The 16,265-nt window shown below is 49.4% G+C and carries 13 protein-coding genes; 12 read left to right on the top strand and 1 reads right to left on the bottom strand.

The window, feature by feature from the left end; genetic code table 11:
• Window positions 1–125 precede the first annotated feature (125 nt).
• From AC4EVX_RS06205 to AC4EVX_RS06220, 4 genes are all read left to right on the top strand, one after another.
• Window positions 126–3,695, top strand: coding sequence for a PD-(D/E)XK nuclease family protein (locus AC4EVX_RS06205; RefSeq protein ID WP_490159797.1), 3,570 nt, complete (start codon window positions 126–128; stop codon window positions 3,693–3,695).
• Complete coding sequence (locus AC4EVX_RS06210) at window positions 3,659–7,747, top strand: UvrD-helicase domain-containing protein (protein WP_490159798.1); 4,089 nt, start codon at window positions 3,659–3,661, stop codon at window positions 7,745–7,747. The genes AC4EVX_RS06205 and AC4EVX_RS06210 overlap by 37 nt, the downstream gene beginning before the upstream one ends.
• A 132-nt stretch (window positions 7,748–7,879) precedes the next feature.
• Window positions 7,880–8,086, top strand: coding sequence for a DUF6472 family protein (locus tag AC4EVX_RS06215; RefSeq protein ID WP_177977728.1), 207 nt, complete (start codon window positions 7,880–7,882; stop codon window positions 8,084–8,086).
• Window positions 8,087–8,218: 132 nt separating this feature from the next.
• Window positions 8,219–9,601: an MATE family efflux transporter gene (locus tag AC4EVX_RS06220; RefSeq protein WP_177977727.1), complete on the top strand. Its 1,383-nt coding sequence runs from the start codon at window positions 8,219–8,221 to the stop codon at window positions 9,599–9,601.
• Here AC4EVX_RS06220 and AC4EVX_RS06225 read toward each other — a convergent pair.
• A complete protein-coding gene (locus AC4EVX_RS06225) occupies window positions 9,538–10,248 on the bottom strand; it encodes a TMEM164 family acyltransferase (RefSeq protein WP_490159799.1) in 711 nt (236 codons plus the stop codon). The genes AC4EVX_RS06220 and AC4EVX_RS06225 overlap by 64 nt on opposite strands.
• Window positions 10,249–10,294: 46 nt before the next feature.
• Here AC4EVX_RS06225 and AC4EVX_RS06230 point away from each other — a divergent pair, with 46 nt between their 5' ends.
• The 8 genes from AC4EVX_RS06230 to AC4EVX_RS06265 all read left to right on the top strand — a co-directional run.
• Window positions 10,295–10,459, top strand: coding sequence for a hypothetical protein (locus tag AC4EVX_RS06230; protein WP_490159800.1), 165 nt, complete (start codon window positions 10,295–10,297; stop codon window positions 10,457–10,459).
• Entirely contained in the window at window positions 10,446–11,081 is a 636-nt protein-coding gene (locus AC4EVX_RS06235) for a hypothetical protein (RefSeq protein ID WP_177977724.1), read from the top strand. The genes AC4EVX_RS06230 and AC4EVX_RS06235 overlap by 14 nt, the downstream gene beginning before the upstream one ends.
• Window positions 11,078–11,569, top strand: a complete 492-nt coding sequence (locus AC4EVX_RS06240; RefSeq protein ID WP_177977723.1) for a dihydrofolate reductase — start codon at window positions 11,078–11,080, stop codon at window positions 11,567–11,569. Before AC4EVX_RS06235 ends, AC4EVX_RS06240 begins: the two co-directional genes overlap by 4 nt.
• Window positions 11,570–11,744: 175 nt before the next feature.
• Window positions 11,745–12,626 (top strand): sulfide/dihydroorotate dehydrogenase-like FAD/NAD-binding protein, encoded by an 882-nt coding sequence (locus AC4EVX_RS06245; protein ID WP_177977722.1) that lies wholly within the window; start codon window positions 11,745–11,747, stop codon window positions 12,624–12,626.
• 46 nt (window positions 12,627–12,672) lie between these two features.
• Window positions 12,673–14,070, top strand: a complete 1,398-nt coding sequence (gene gltA, locus AC4EVX_RS06250; protein ID WP_490159801.1) for an NADPH-dependent glutamate synthase — start codon at window positions 12,673–12,675, stop codon at window positions 14,068–14,070.
• A gap of 593 nt (window positions 14,071–14,663) precedes the next feature.
• On the top strand, window positions 14,664–14,999 hold the full coding sequence (locus AC4EVX_RS06255) for a hypothetical protein (protein WP_490159802.1): 336 nt from the start codon (window positions 14,664–14,666) through the stop codon (window positions 14,997–14,999).
• Window positions 15,000–15,266: 267 nt separating this feature from the next.
• The gene (locus tag AC4EVX_RS06260) at window positions 15,267–15,959 is read left to right on the top strand and encodes an iron-sulfur cluster assembly scaffold protein (RefSeq protein ID WP_177977719.1); all 693 of its coding nucleotides are present in this window, start codon (window positions 15,267–15,269) and stop codon (window positions 15,957–15,959) included.
• 32 nt (window positions 15,960–15,991) lie between these two features.
• Window positions 15,992–16,265: GGGtGRT protein (locus AC4EVX_RS06265; protein WP_490159803.1), on the top strand; the 274-nt coding region annotated here is incomplete at its 3' end.

Genomic DNA, 16,265 nt, shown 5'->3' on the forward strand with positions numbered 1-16,265 from the left:
TCCGGGGATGTTTGATACAGTGTATTCTCCTGCCATTCGTTTTATGATATACTTGAAGCTAGCAGTTTCAATGACGGAAAAACAGAAATAGATAAAGAAGAGGAAGAAATGGAGAAGACAAGACTATGGCGCTTCAGCTGATTTTAGGAGGCTCTGGTTCCGGAAAGACGACGGCTCTCTATGAGATGGTGATTCAGGAGTCGATTCAGAATTCAAACGAGTCTTATTTTGTGATTGTGCCGGAGCAGTTTACGATGCAGGCACAGAAGGATATGGTGATGATGCATCCGGCTCACGGAACGATGAATATCGATGTGCTCAGCTTTCAGCGTCTGGCATACCGGGTATTTGAAGAGCTGGCAGTGGAGAATCTTCAGGTTCTCGACGATATGGGAAAATCGATGGTGCTTAGAAAGGTTACGGCACTCTGCCGGAAACAGCTTGTGCTTTTCAGCGGACACTTGAACCAGGCGGGATTTGTCGGACAGCTCAAATCGATGATCTCGGAGTTTTATCAGTATGGTCTGACACCGGAACTTTTGAGAGAGACGGCACCGGAGGCGAAAAGTCCGCTTTTGCGCCAGAAACTCGAAGAATTTGCGGTCGTGTTTGAGAGCTTTCAGCAGTATATAGAGGGACATTATATCACGGCGGAGCAGGTGCTTGATGTGCTGTGCCGGATGATTCCGAAATCTCAGATCATCAAAAACAGTAAGATTGCACTCGACGGATACACCGGTTTTACACCGGTGCAGTATCGTCTGATTGAACTGCTTCTCGTCTATGCGAAGGATGTGACTGTGACCGTGACTGCGGACCCGAGCGAGGCGATTTACCGAAATATGGGAATGCAAAATCTTTTCTATATGAGTCACCAGATGGTTGTGCGCCTGTCAGAACTTGCAGAAAAGAATCAGGTCAGGAAACTGCCGGATCGCCTGTTAAATCAGGAACCGTTGCCCCGTTTTAAGAAGAGCCCCGGAATTGGCTGGCTCGAGCGTCACCTGTTTCGCTATGGAGGTGGAAATTTTCAGGGGAAACGGGATCACAGTATCGAGCTCTATCAGGCATCGGGAGTGCCGGAGGAGATTGAGCGCGTGGTTCATCAGATTGGCCGGGCAGTCAAACAGGAAGGACTTCGCTATCGTGACATTGCGGTTGTCACCGGAGATTTAGAAGGGTATGGCAGAGAGATTCAGCACCAGTTCGCGTTAAATGAGATCCCATGCTTTCTCGATGACCGAAAAACAGTGCTCGACAATAGTCTCGTCGAGCTGATCCGCTCGGCACTTGAAGCGGTGCGGAGGGATTTTTCCTATGAGAGCGTATTTCGTTTTTTGAGAACGGGTCTTGTCGTCCGTGAGTCGGAGATGACAGACCGGATGGAAAACTATGTGCTGGCGCTTGGAATCCGTGGTGGACGGCGCTTTCGGGAAACCTGGGAGCGGATATACCGCGGAGCGAAAGAGTTAAATCTGGTGGAACTCAATGCGTTTAAGGAGAAGGCACTTGCCCCGCTCTTCCATTTGCAGGAAGCGTTTCACAGGGAAGATTTGAATGTGTCCGGGATGGTGCAGGGACTTTTCGAGCTGTTGACCGAGTGTCGCGCGGAGGAGAAGATGGAAGCGTACGCCCAGTATTTCCATGAGATCGGGGAATTCCGTCTGGAGAAGGAGTACACGCAGGTCTATGGGCTTGTCAGGGAGCTTCTTGACCGCCTCTCTCAGCTTCTCGGGGAGGAGAAAGTCAGCCGTCAGGAATTTCAGGAAATCCTTGATGCCGGTTTTGCCGAGATCTCTGTTGGTGTGATTCCGGCGACAGTCGACCGTGTCGTGGTCGGTGATATTGTGAGAACGCGACTCGCACATATTAAAGTGCTGTTCTTTATCGGAGTCAATGACGGGATTGTGCCGATGCACCGGGATAGCGGAAGCCTGCTCTCAGACCGGGAGCGTGAATTTTTCGGACAGTGCCATTTGGAGCTGGCACCGACGGCGAGGGAGGACAGTTTTCGCCAGCGCTTTTACCTTTATCGGCTGATGACAAAGCCCTCTGAGCGACTTGTCGTCTCATATTCCTGCGTGGGACCGGACGGAAAAAGCCGTCGCCCGTCCTATTTGATCGGAGAACTGAAAAATATGTTCCCGGGACTCTCGGTGATTCGCGAAGAGTGGGAAACTCGCAGGGAGAAGGAGAAGATTTACTCGCTTGAAGAGGCGAGAAAACAGCTGATTTTCGGAATCGGGGAGTTTCGCGATGATGTAGAACTGTGGCGCGAGAGTTCGGTGCAGAAAGAACAATCGGCGCAAAAAGAAAAAGAAAATGGGTCAACAGAAGCATCAAAAGGCGAAGTGAATGTAGTTGCCGATCCGAAAAAACAGAAGGAAATGCAGGTGTGGAAAGAACACGCAGAATTCCTCGAGCTTTACCGGTGGTTTTTAAATTCCGGCGAGCATCAAAGTGAGGCGGAGAAGCTGGCGGATGCCTCCTGCTACATCTATGAAAAGCAGGGAATCGGTCATGCAGTTGCGCAGGCACTCTACGGCACGATTCTGAGCGGAAGCGTGACGCGACTTGAGCAGTATGCGGCGTGCGCTTACGGACATTTCCTCAAATATGGACTCGAACTTGAGGAGAGGGCAAAATTTGAGCTTGCACCGGCGGATCTTGGAAATCTGTTTCACGACTCGATCGATCTGTGTTTTGAACGTGTGAAAGATCAGGGACTTGACTGGCAGACGATCACAGAGGAGCAGAGAAAAGATCTTGTGCACAGCTGTGTGGAGAGTGTTGCGTCAGACTACGGAAATCAGATTTTGGGAAGTTCGTCGCGAAATGCCTACCTTGCAAAGCGCGTGGAGCAGATCACGCAGAGAACGGTCTGGGCGCTCCAACAGCAGATTCAGAGAGGAGATTTCGTCCCGGCGGGATTTGAGGTGTCATTCTCCTCTGCCGACAACTTAAATGCGATGAAGATCGCGCTCTCCGAAGAGGAGTCTTTGCATCTGCGCGGACGAATCGACCGCATGGATCTGTGTGAGGATGGAGATCAGGTCTATGTCAAGATCATCGATTACAAGTCGGGAAGCACCTCATTTGATCTGATGGCACTCTACTATGGACTCCAGCTTCAGCTTGTCGTCTATATGGACGCTGTGATGGAGATGACTGAGCGCCGTTATCCGGAGAAAAAGGTTGTTCCGGCAGGAATTCTCTACTACAACATTTCCGATCCGGTTGTCCAGAAGGAGGAGCATGCGGATGCAGAGATGGTAGATGCGCAGATATTGAGACAGCTGAGGATGAATGGTCTGATCAACAGTGAGCTTGAGGCGATTCATCATCTCGACCGCACGATTGAGAAGGAGTCCGACATCATTCCGGTCGTCTTAAAGAACGGGGAGGTGCAGGAGAGCAAGTCCTCGGTCGCAAATCGGGAGCGTTTTGACTCCCTTCGCACCTATGTGCATGAAAAAGTCCGCAAGATCGGTCAGGAGATTCTCGATGGAAGAATCAGTGTGGAACCGTACAAGAACGGTCAGCGATCGGCGTGTGATTACTGTCCGTACCATGCAGTCTGTGGATTTGATAAGAAGTCTGCGGGATATGAGTTTAAGAAGTGGAAAAAGATGAAGTCGGAGGAAATCTGGGAGGAAATATGTCAGACAGATCAGAGAGAGAAGAAAAAGAAATAGAGAGCGCGAGAGAGTGTGCGCGCCCGGAAGGGGCGAAAACGGCGATTAAGTGGACGAGACAGCAGAAGCAGGTGATTGAAAGCCGGGGAAAAAATCTGCTCGTGAGTGCGGCAGCGGGAAGCGGAAAGACCGCCGTCCTCGTCGAGAGAATCATCGAGCTTGTGACGGAGGGGGAGGAACCGCTCGATATTGACCGTCTTCTCGTGATGACGTTCACGAAATCGGCGGCGGCGGAGATGAGAGAGAGAATCGGCACGGCGATTGAGAAGAGGCTTGCCGAACATCCTGATGACGCTCACCTCCAGATGCAGTCTGCTCTGATCCATCACGCGCAGATCACGACGATCGACAGTTTCTGTCTGAGCGTGATTCGGGAGCATTTCAACCTTCTTGACCTTGATCCGGCATTCCGAATCGGAGATGAGGGAGAGATTCTCCTGCTTCGCCAGGATGTGATGGCAGAACTGATTGAGAATCGGTATGCGAATGGCGGGGAGGCATTTGAGCGTTTTGTCGGGATGTATGCACAGGGAAAGAGCGATGCGGGGATTGAGGATTATATCACGCAGGTGCATGCGTTTTCTCAGAGTAATCCCGATCCGAAGCGATGGCTTGATGAATGTCGGGCAGAGCTTAATCAGAATCCGAAGGATCTTGATTTGGAGTCAGAGAACCTCGATCAGGAACTCAAGAAGGCGGGAAACTATCCGAGATGGCTGGAATTTTTGCTTGTGGATATCAGACAGCAGGCGCAGGAACTTGCACTTCAGATGACGGATGCGCTTCAGATCTGCCGTTATGATGATTTTTTAGATGCCTACTCACCGATGTTTCAGTCGGATATTTTTCAGCTCAAAAAAATCGCTTCAGCTCAGAATTTTGAGGAACTCTATGAGGTGCTCAATGAAGTCGGCTGGGATCGCCTTGCAACCGTGAGGAGCAAGGAAGTTGATCCGGACTTGAAAGCCTATGTGACCGGATGCCGGGATCGGGTCAAAAAGGCAGTCACAAAAATGAAAGATCTCTGTTGCTTTTCGATGCCGTCGGAGATGTGGAGCGATATGGAGGAAACGCGGGACGGGATTTTGATGCTTCTCGACCTTGTGGAAGAGTTTGAGGAGCGGTTTCAGGCAAAGAAGCGGGAGCGCGCACTTGTGGACTTCAATGATCTCGAACATCAGGCATTAAAGGTGTTGATCCGGTTTGAGGACGATGGAAGCATGAGTTTTACGGATTCCGCGGATGAGCTGAGCGAGCAGTTTGAGGCGGTTCTCGTCGATGAGTATCAGGACAGCAATCTCGTGCAGGAAGCGCTGTTAAAAGCGGTGTCCGGGGAGCGTTTCGGTCGCCACAATGTCTTTATGGTTGGAGACGTCAAGCAGAGTATTTACCGCTTTCGCCTTGCGCGACCGGAATTGTTTCTCGAGAAATATGATTCCTATGAGCCGTATGAGAGCGGGGAGGGAAGCGATAAAAAAATCGAGCTTCACCAGAATTTCCGAAGCAGAAAGGAAGTCCTCGATGCGGTCAACGATGTGTTTTATCGCATTATGACGAGAAATCTTGGAAATATCCGCTACACAGAGGAGAGTGCACTTCATCCGGGCGCTGAGTTTGCTCCGCTTCCCAATACATTTCCGAATACACTTCCAGATAGGCTTTCCAATGCGCTCCCAAATATGTCGGCAGATGCAGATGAGGAAATGAAGTTAGATCCGATTTTCCAGATGAGAAATCCGCTGATTCCGGAACTCATGCTTGCGGATACCGGGGATGCCTCTATTGCCCAGATGGATGAGGATGTCGCCGATTACACAGCGCGTGAAATCGAGGCAAGGATGATTGTTCGGAAGATCCGGGAGATGACTGATCCGGAGACCGGTGTGATGGTCTGGGACAAGGAGACAAAGGCATACCGGAGAGCGTCGCGTCGTGACATTGTGATTCTTCTGCGAAGCACGGCGGGGTGGAGTGAGGTCTTTACTTCAGTGCTGATGAACGAGGGAATTCCGGCTTATGCGGAGTCGCGCACGGGATATTTCAACACGCTCGAGGTGGAGACCGTTTTGAGTCTGCTCTCCGTGATTGACAATCCGATGCAGGACATTCCGCTTGCCTGCGTGCTTCGTTCTCCAATGTGCGGGATGAGTGACTCAGAGCTTGCACAGATGATGGCGGGCTATCAGGGAACTGCAAAGAAAGGGCAGGATCGCGGAATTTATGCATCCCTGCGTTTCTGGCTGAATAAGGCAGAACTCATGCAAAACATGCAAAAATCAGAACAGGGACAATTGCAGGGGCAAATGCAGAAACAGTTACAGGAACAAACGCAGGGGCAGTTACGAGGGCGGTTACAGAGACAGCGGGTGGATGGACTTCCAGCCTGGGTTTCAAAACTTGAGGAATTTGCACGCCTTCTCGAAGAACTCCGTCTTAAGAGCATTTATATGCCGATTCACCAGCTGATCTATGAGATCTATGAGAAGACCGGATATGAGAGATATGTGTCCGCAATGTCGGCGGGAGCGACGCGCAGGGCAAATCTCGAGATGCTTGTGGAGAAAGCCTCCTCCTACGAGAAGACAAGTTATAAGGGACTGTTTCATTTTGTGCGCTATGTCGAAAACCTGAAAAAGTATAACACCGATTTCGGGGAAGCCTCGACGATCGGCGAGGAGGATGATACCGTTCGGATCATGAGTATCCACAAGAGTAAGGGCCTGGAATTTCCGATTGTGATTCTTGCGGGAATGGGAAAGAAGTTCAACCGTCAGGATCTGTACGGAAAGATTCTGATCGATTCGGAACTCGGAATTGCGACGGACTATGTCGACCCGGAACAACGCCTGAAAAATACAACTTTAAAGAAAAATGTTTTGAAGCGAAAGATGGAGCTTGACAGTCTCGGTGAGGAGCTTCGCATTCTCTATGTGGCGATGACGCGCGCAAAGGAGTATCTGATCATGACGGGAACAGACCGGTCGCTGGAAAAGACGAGGATGAAATATCAGAGAGTTCCGCTTGTCGACGGTCAGATTCCGTACACGATTCTTGCGTCGGCAAACTCATATCTGGACTGGATTTTGATGGCGTGCGGAGGAGAGTCAAATGAGGAGGTCCGGATTCGGATTTCACAGACCAGCATTCCGAGTCTTGTCGGAGAGGAGCTGAATCGCCAGGTTACGACGAAAAAACAGAGAACGTTTCTTGCAGAACTGGATAAAGATCGTGTCTACGATCCAGAGCGCGGTCAGATGCTTCAGGAAACGCTCGGAAAGGTCTATCCGTATGAGGCGGATGTGACACTCCACACAAAGATGTCTGTCTCTGAACTGAAAAAACAGGGACAGCTCACCGATGAGGAGGAGAGCGTGTGCATCGACAGGATTCTTGGGATGAACTGGGAAGCGTGGGAGAGACAGGACGAAGAGGATGAGGAGAGCGATCAGAGTGAGAAGAAGGAGGAGAACGGACAGAAAGATCAGAAAGAGGGAGATCATCCGGACGGTCTGAGCGCAGAAAACAGGCTCCTTGCGATGAAGCGCGGGGCGGAGCGCGGAACTGCGTATCACCGTTTCTTTCAACTGCTTGATTTTTCAAAAGTGACATGCAGAAAAGATATTGAGATTCAGAGAAGGAATCTTATGGCGGAGGGACGCTTGAGTGAGTCGGCAAACCACTATATCCGCAATATGTCCATCTGGAGATTTCTCCAGTCGGATCTTGGAAAACGGATGAGCCTCGCACAGAGCGAGGGGCGACTTCACAAGGAACAGCAGTTTGTAGTCGGAATTCCGGCCCGAAATATGGGAGCAGGGGATTCGGATGAACTCGTGATTGTGGAAGGAATCATGGATGCGTGGTTTGAGGAGAATGGAGAGCTTGTGCTGATGGATTACAAGACGGATCGTGTGGACGATGAGGGGGTTCTTCGCGAGCATTACAGCAGACAGCTCGACTACTATGCGCGCGCCTTGACACAGATGACCGGAAAGAAGATCAAGGAAAAATGGATTTACTCGCTTGCGCTTGAGCGGGAGATTCCGATGTAGCTTCATCCAGTATGAGCAGTGTAAAGTGGAAAAATTTTTCCATGACCCTTTGCACAACGCATGAACAGTAATGAAGGACAGAGAATTTGCGAGCGTCGACTTGAAAATAAGGTTTCGGAGAGGAGAAGAAGCATGACGGAGAAAAAAAAGGAAAAAGGGAGCCCGGCGGGAAGCTGTGAGAGCTGTATGAATTACGAGTACGACGAGGAATACGAGTGTTATACCTGCGAGGTTGATCTAGATGAGGATGAGATGATTTTATTCTTGCAGGATAACTTCAAGGGATGCCCGTATTACCGCCGGGGAGATGAGTATGCGATCGTCAGAAAGCAGATGTAGATATTTTTTCAAAAACATCTTATGGAAAATCGGATGAGAAAATGATAGAATATAACACGCTCTAAGATACAGGTACTTAAGATACCGGTAATCAGGTAATGGATTCAAAGTAAAATGGGAGGAAAAGAGAAGATGCAAAAGAAGACGGCCAAATCTTATGAGATTGACATGTGCAACGGTCCGATCTTCGGAAAACTGGTTTTGTTTGCAGTTCCGCTGATTTTGTCCGGTTTGCTTCAGTTGTTATTTAATGCGGCAGATATTGTCGTGGTGGGACGGTTTGCAGGCAAGGAGTCGATGGCGGCAGTTGGATCGACGACATCGTTGATCAATCTGATGGTCAATTTATTTATCGGCTTGTCAGTCGGTGCGAATGTACTTGCAGGCAGGTATTACGGCGCAAAAAAATTTGAGGATCTTCAGGAGACGGTTCACACATCCGTGATTCTTGCGATTGGTGGAGGACTTCTGCTGATCTTTGCAGGAGAGACGTTTGCCTCCCCGCTTCTGACGATGATGGGAACACCGGATGACGTAAAACCGTTGTCGGATCTCTATCTTCAGATTTATTTCCTTGGAATGCCGGGAACTCTGCTGTACAACTTCGGAAGTGCGATTTTGAGGGCAGCGGGAGACACGAGGCGCCCGCTTTATTTCCTGTTGACCGCAGGTGTGGTCAATGCGGTTCTCAATCTCATTTTCGTGATTGGATTTCAGATGGGCGTGGCAGGTGTTGCGACGGCGACGGTGATTTCTCAGTATATTTCCGCCGGACTCATTGTTCAGTGTCTGGTTCGCTCGGAAGCTCCGTATCGCCTGAGATTGCGCGAACTTCGCCTTGTTCCGGAGAAGCTGTTCTCGATCATCAAGATCGGTTTTCCGGCAGGCATGCAGGGCGCAATCTTCTCGATTTCCAACGTTTTGATCCAGTCTTCCGTGAACTCCTTCGGTTCTGTGGCAATGGCGGGAAGTACCGCCTCCGCAAATATTGAGGGCTTTGTTTACACCTCGATGAATGCGATTTATCAGACGGCGCTGAGCTTTACGAGCCAGAATTTTGGAGCGGGAAAATACAACAGAATGACGAAGATTCTTTGTTACTGTCTTGGAATTGTGGTCTTCGTCGGAATTGTGATGGGAGACGGAGCTGTTTTCTTCGGTCGTCAGCTCCTTGAAATTTATTCTTCGGATCAGGATGTCATTGGCTATGGCGTTGCGCGCCTTCGGATTATCTGTGGAACGTATTTTCTGTGCGGAATCATGGATACGATGGTCGGAGCACTCCGCGGAATCGGTTACTCCGTCATTCCGATGTTTGTCTCTCTAACGGGCGCGTGCCTGTTCCGTGTGATCTGGATCTACACGGTCTTTGCGGGACATCGGACACTTGGGACGCTTTATCTCTCATATCCGGTATCCTGGATCATTACATTCAGCGCTCATGTGATCTGCTATTTGCTGATTCGCCGGAGTATGGCAAAAAAGCGCACAGAGAGCGAGCAGAATAGACAGTGAATCACTCCACTTCCGATGCAGATCGTCAGAAGATAGAGCAGATTTGCAGGCTCAATGCCAAATTTCAGAGCGAGATCGTGGAACACAATCTGAGTCGTCGGATAGTAGGGGGAGATGTAGAACATATCTGCCTCCCCGTGTCCGGGCGCAAAGATGTTGATCAGAGTCGCAATCAGACAGCTGATCGCAAAGATTGGAAGGGTGCGCAGAAAACCGCGCCGGGAGAGATCGGATTTTCCATTTAAAAAGACCCAGATCCCGATCAGGATCAGCAGGATGTGCCAGACGTACCCGTGCAGGGTCAGTGTCCAGTGAATTCCGCGAAATCCATCCGGGACGGCGAGCGCCGCAATCCCTCCGAGCAGGTTGAAATCCTGCATAAAGGTTGCAATTGATGTCTTGAGTGTCCTGTTTTTCAAAAACGGAAAAATCAGGCACAGATACATCGGGAGACTGCACAACTGAAATGGGAAAAACCACCAGTTGTAATGCTCGTGATAGATTGCCACATACAAAAAAATCTGTTTGTAGATCTCGCAGACCGCAAGGAAGACCCCGCAGAAAAACAGAACGTGATCGGACTGCCTTTCGGAGAGTGAAGATCGAAATGAAAATGATAATGATGAAAAAGAAAAATGTTTGTCCATAATGCCATCAGTATAGCACGCCAGGAGGAGCAGGACAAGTCAGAAAATGGAATCCCACAGGGAAAGAAATACAGAAAAGAGATACAGAAAAAAAAGAGATAAAAAAGAAATTATAGAAAAAAGAGATAGAGAGATAGAGATACGGAAACGAAAGAGATACAAAAAAGAAATAGAGAAAAGAAAGGGACAAAGAAGACATGTTAAAGTGTGAGAGAACAAGCGTGATGAATCTGGAAAATGCAATGCGCGGAGCGCGCAATCCAATGAACAGCTGGGCGCGGATGGACAGTGCCTACGATGAGGATGGCAACTACGTGCTCGGTCCTAATGATCTCGATCTGGCAAGACGCTTGAGAAAGGCGGGAAGCGATCATCGCAAGTTTGTGCGCCAGATTTTTGTCTCCGTTGATGTGACAGCGCCGATGTACTGGTGGAAGGAGTATGACACCTATAAAGTGGCAACCGTCGCAAATTCGACGAGCACGATGCACAAGATCCATGCAAAACCGTTTGAACTCGATGATTTCAGCCATGATCACATGACGGAGAAGACGCTGAAATTCATGGAGACAGTGGTTGCACAGTTGGAGTCGATCCGCCTGAAATACATGCAGGAGGGAAAAAACAAGGAAGACTGGTATGACATGATTCAGCTTCTTCCGTCCAGCTACAACCAGATGCGCACCTGCACGATGAACTACGAGACGCTGATCAACATTTATTTTGCGAGACGTAATCACAAACTTCAGGAGTGGCATACATTCTGTGACTGGATTCTGTCACTGCCTTATGCGAAGGAGCTGATTGTAGCCGAGGAGGAGACGAAGAAATGAGATTGATATCAGCAGTGGATCGCCACTGGGCGATCGGAAATCAGGGAAAACTTCTCGTGAGCATTCCGCAGGATCAGAAACGATTCCGCGATCAGACGATCGGCGGTGCGATCATCATGGGAAGAAAGACGTTTGAGAGTCTGCCCGGACAACAGCCCCTCTATGGAAGAATGAATGTGATTCTGACAAACAACAAGGATTACAAGGTGAAAAATGCAGTTGTCTGTCACAGTGTCGAGGAGGCACTTGAGGCAGTCAAAGATGTTCCGGAAAATCAGGTGAGTGTGATCGGCGGGGAGAGTATTTACCGGCAGTTTCTTCCGTACTGCACCGAGGCGGATGTGACCTGGATTGATTTCACCTATTCAGCAGATACATTTTTGCCAAAACTCGAGGAGGCGGACGGATGGAAGCTCGTCTCAGAGAGCGATGAGCAGACCTATTTTGACCTCTGCTATACCTATCGCCTTTACCGGAGAGAAAAATAAAAGATCTGAGCGTATAATGAATTTTGTAAAAAATATTTTCAGAAAAAACGCAACAGTTGCTAAAATTTTAACAAAAACAGCCTCGGCTATTGTGTCAACTCGTGTTTAGTGATAAAATGATAATACTTGAGATGTAAGATGTGTCAGCAAGATACAAATAGCAGGAGGTTGAAGAATGTATAAGATATTGAAAGCAGAGAAGCTGGCGGAGAAGATTTACCTGATGGATGTGGAAGCACCGCGGGTAGCCAGATCCTGCCAGCCTGGTGAGTTCGTGATCGTGAAGATGGATGAGAAGGGTGAGAGAATCCCGCTGACCATCTGCGACTTTGACCGGGAAGCAGGCATCCTTACAATCGTATTTCAGGTTGTGGGAGCATCTACTTACAAGATGTCCAAACTTCAGGCAGGAGATTCCTTTGAGGATGTGGTCGGACCTTTAGGACAGCCGTCTGAGTTTGTGAAGGAAGATCTGGAAGAGGTAAAAGGCCGGAAGTATCTGTTCGTTGCGGGCGGTGTTGGTACGGCTCCGGTTTATCCTCAGGTAAAATGGATGCATGAGCATGGCATCGATGTGGATGTCATTGTGGGTGCAAAGAACAAAGAACTCCTGATTCTGGAAGATATGATGAAGGAAGTTGCCGGCAATCTTTACATTACAACCGATGATGGCTCTTATGTGAGAAAAGGAATGGTAACGGATGTGATCAAGGATCTGGTTGAGACACAGGGAAATCACTACGATGTCTGCGTTGCAATCGGACCGATGATCATGATGAAATTTGTATGCAAACTGACAAAGGAACTGAATATTCCGACGATCGTCAGCATGAACCCGATCATGGTAGATGGAACTGGCATGTGCGGAGCCTGCCGTCTGACTGTGGGTGATGAGGTCAAGTTCGCATGTGTAGACGGACCGGAGTTTGACGGTCATCTGGTGAACTTTGATGAGGCGATGAAGCGCCAGCAGATGTACAGAACCGAGGAGGGACGCGCTATGCTCAAAGCGCAGGAAGGCGATACCCATCACGGTGGCTGTGGAAACTGCAACTAACCAAAACGGGAACAGACAGAGTTACAGAATGGATCGGAGGACAAGTATGGACGTTTTAAAGAAAGTTCCTGTTAGAGAGCAGGATGCGAAAGTGCGAGCAACAAATTTTGAAGAGGTTTGTTACGGATATAATGTGGATGAGGCAATCGAGGAGGCTACCCGTTGCTTAAAGTGTAAGAAGCCACACTGCGTAGACGGATGCCCGGTTTCGATCAACATTCCGGGATTCATCGCAAAGGTACAGGAGGGAGACTACGAGGGAGCAGCAAATGTGATCGCAGAGTCTTCCGCACTTCCGGCAGTCTGTGGACGTGTGTGCCCGCAGGAGAGCCAGTGTGAGGGCAAGTGTGTTCGCGGTATCAAGGGTGAGCCGATCTCCATCGGTAAGCTGGAGCGTTTTGTAGCTGACTGGTCGAGAGAGCATGGCTTCGTTCCGAAGGCACCGGAGGAGAAGAATGGCATCAAGGTTGCAGTAGTCGGTTCCGGTCCGTCCGGTCTGACCTGTGCAGGTGATCTCGCAAAGCTGGGTTACGATGTGACGATCTTTGAGGCACTTCATGAGCCGGGCGGAGTACTGACTTACGGCATTCCGGAGTTCCGTCTGCCGAAGTCCACGGTTGTCCGCAGTGAGGTGGAGAACGTAAAGAAACTCGGTGTTAAGATTGAGACCGATGTCGTGATCGGAAAATCTGTGACGATCGACGATCTGATGGATGAGGAAGGCTTTGAGGCAGTCTTCATCGGTTCTGGTGCAGGACTTCCGCGTTTCATGGGAATCCCGGGTGAGAATGCAAACGGAGTCTTCTCTGCGAATGAGTACCTGACGAGAAACAACCTGATGAAGGCATTCCGCGACGATTACGATACCCCGATTGTTGCAGGAAAGAAAGTTGCCGTTGTCGGCGGTGGAAACGTAGCAATGGATGCTGCCCGTACCGCTCTGCGTCTCGGCGCTGAGGTTCATATCGTATACCGTCGTAGTGAGGCTGAGCTTCCGGCGCGAGCTGAGGAAGTTCACCACGCAAAAGAAGAGGGCATCATCTTCGATCTGCTGACGAATCCGGTTGAGATCCTGACGGATGAGAACGACTGGGTAAAGGGCATCAAAGTGATCAAGATGGAGCTTGGCGAGCCGGATGCATCCGGCAGACGTCGTCCGGTTGAGGTTCCGGGATCTGAGTATGTGATGGATGTGGACACGGTTATCATGTCACTCGGTACTTCCCCGAACCCGCTGATCTCTAATACGACAGAGGGTCTTGAGATCAACAAGCGTCGCTGTATCGTTGCTGAGCCGGAGAATGGTCAGACTTCCCGCGAGGGCGTATTTGCAGGTGGAGATGCCGTTACCGGAGCTGCTACTGTTATCCTTGCAATGGAAGCTGGAAAGCACGGTGCAAAGGGTATTCACGAGTACCTGACCAAGAAGCACCAGAATGCATAAGCAAAGCAAACGAGTATTTGCGATAAAATGCGATCATCGACTTGAAGATGGCAGCCATATAAAGCGCGGGAACACAAAGTGCAATAACATAAAGTGTGATAATACAAAATGTGGAAACGTGCGATTAAATGTGATAATCAAACGTGATAAAAAGCAGGAGCAGGATCATGGGGACATGACCTGGCTCCTGCTTTTTCTTGTTTCATAGGAAATTTACGTCCTATGAAACAAAAAATGCTCCGCAGGGGTGCAAAGCGCCAGTGGCGCTTGTTATGCACCGACCGCAGTGGAACGAAGATGCGCACTCGGCGCAGGAGTAGATGGTTGTCGAAGCAACCGCGCCTCGGCGCAAGAATGTGCGAAACGTTCCCATAAGCATTGCTTTGATTTGGAAATAGTATCGACTTTATTTTTGAAAGATTTGGGAGTCTGGAGGGATTGCGGAGAAAAAAATCACAAAGTAGACACAGTTTGGACATGTTTTTTCTGTATTTTAAAAATGATTGCAATGTATTGCTTGCAGATAAGCAAGTAATACATTGCAAGGAATAGAGACCCAAGAGATAGGCAATAAAGGAAGGCAGGAGATCCGAATGAGTATTGACAAGATGATTCTGGACAGCTATGGGGAAACGAACTCGGTAAAAAAGGTGGAGAGGGAGACCGGATACAGCTGGTGCCGGATTGTGAAGACGTTAGCGACACACGGGATTGCGACGAGTGATTTGCATCGAAGAATCCTACATTTATATCAGATGGGAGTGACACGGGAGGAGATTGCCTTCAAGACGGGACTTGCGGTGCGGACGGTGGATGCCTATCTGCCGAGAAAGCGCGATGTGGTATACGGGGAAGCGGTTACGGAGAATGCACAGAGATGTCTAAAAAGCAGACAGCGCAGGAGGCAGAGAGATACAATCTCGGCGTAAGCAGATTGTTAGAAAAATGTCAATAAGCAAAAGTGTTGAAAAATTATCATTTTTGCCTTTGTTTTTCGTCAGGGGGTATTTTAGGGAAAATGGTAAAAAACACTGGACGAAATTGTCGTTTTATGAGAAAATATGATCAAGTACGATGAGTAATAAAGAGACGGTTGTGTGGCGTCAGACTGCGGGGTCAAACAGAAGCGCAGTACCATACAGCGCGACCTTATGGCGCGTACTTTATGAGATTACATAGTTGAAAGGAGTTTTGACATGATTTATTCACAGGAAGTAGAAGAAATGTGCACCGTCGCTCAGGGCGTGCATCATGGTGCTGCTCCGATTCCGGAGGAGGCAAAATGGGTACAGTCTAAACAGGTGGGAGACATTTCCGGTCTGACACATGGTGTTGGCTGGTGCGCTCCTCAGCAGGGTGCTTGTAAGTTGACTCTTAACGTGAAAGAGGGCATTATTCAGGAGGCTCTGGTTGAGACCATCGGATGCTCCGGCATGACTCACTCCGCAGCAATGGCAGCTGAGATTCTTCCGGGACTGACTGTTCTGGAGGCTCTGAACACCGACCTTGTTTGTGATGCAATCAATACCGCTATGAGAGAGCTGTTCCTTCAGATCGCATACGGCAGAACCCAGAGTGCATTCTCTGAGGATGGTCTTCCGATCGGTGCAGGTCTTGAGGATCTTGGTAAGGGTCTTCGTTCCCAGGTTGGTACCATGTATGGCACTCTGAAGAAGGGTCCTCGTTACCTGGAGATGGCTGAGGGATATGTAACCGGCATCGCTTTGGATGCTGACGATCAGATCATCGGCTATCAGTTCGTGAACTTCGGCAAGATGACCGACTTTATTAAGAAGGGCGATGACCCGACCACCGCTTACGAGAAGGCAAAGGGTCAGTACGGCCGTATCGCAGATGCAGTTAAGATCATCGATCCGAGACAGGCGTAAACGAACGAATTTGAAGGAGGAGACAAGTCATCATGGCATTATTTGAATCATATGAGAGACGCATCAAGCAGATTGATGCAGTATTAAACAGCTATGGCATCGCTTCTATCGAGGAAGCAGAGAAGATTACCAAGGACGCAGGTCTGGACGTATACAAGCAGGTTGAGGCTATTCAGCCGATCTGTTTCGAGAACGCAAAGTGGGCTTACACCGTAGGTGCAGCAATCGCAATCAAGAAGGGTTGCCGTCGTGCAGCAGATGCAGCAGCAGCAATCGGTGAGGGTCTTCAGGCTTTCTGTATTCCGG

Source organism: Brotaphodocola sp., from assembly GCF_983179755.1.

Excerpts from the sequence above, each read along its gene's own strand:
- AC4EVX_RS06205 (WP_490159797.1), top strand. The coding sequence starts at position 126 with ATGGCGCTTCAGCTGATTTTAGGAGGCTCTGGTTCCGGAAAGACGACG.
- AC4EVX_RS06210 (WP_490159798.1), top strand. The coding sequence starts at position 3,659 with ATGTCAGACAGATCAGAGAGAGAAGAAAAAGAAATAGAGAGCGCGAGA.
- AC4EVX_RS06215 (WP_177977728.1), top strand. The coding sequence starts at position 7,880 with ATGACGGAGAAAAAAAAGGAAAAAGGGAGCCCGGCGGGAAGCTGTGAG.
- AC4EVX_RS06220 (WP_177977727.1), top strand. The coding sequence starts at position 8,219 with ATGCAAAAGAAGACGGCCAAATCTTATGAGATTGACATGTGCAACGGT.
- AC4EVX_RS06225 (WP_490159799.1), bottom strand. The coding sequence starts at position 10,248 with ATGGACAAACATTTTTCTTTTTCATCATTATCATTTTCATTTCGATCT.
- AC4EVX_RS06230 (WP_490159800.1), top strand. The coding sequence starts at position 10,295 with ATGGAATCCCACAGGGAAAGAAATACAGAAAAGAGATACAGAAAAAAA.
- AC4EVX_RS06235 (WP_177977724.1), top strand. The coding sequence starts at position 10,446 with ATGTTAAAGTGTGAGAGAACAAGCGTGATGAATCTGGAAAATGCAATG.
- AC4EVX_RS06240 (WP_177977723.1), top strand. The coding sequence starts at position 11,078 with ATGAGATTGATATCAGCAGTGGATCGCCACTGGGCGATCGGAAATCAG.
- AC4EVX_RS06245 (WP_177977722.1), top strand. The coding sequence starts at position 11,745 with ATGTATAAGATATTGAAAGCAGAGAAGCTGGCGGAGAAGATTTACCTG.
- gltA (WP_490159801.1), top strand. The coding sequence starts at position 12,673 with ATGGACGTTTTAAAGAAAGTTCCTGTTAGAGAGCAGGATGCGAAAGTG.
- AC4EVX_RS06255 (WP_490159802.1), top strand. The coding sequence starts at position 14,664 with ATGAGTATTGACAAGATGATTCTGGACAGCTATGGGGAAACGAACTCG.
- AC4EVX_RS06260 (WP_177977719.1), top strand. The coding sequence starts at position 15,267 with ATGATTTATTCACAGGAAGTAGAAGAAATGTGCACCGTCGCTCAGGGC.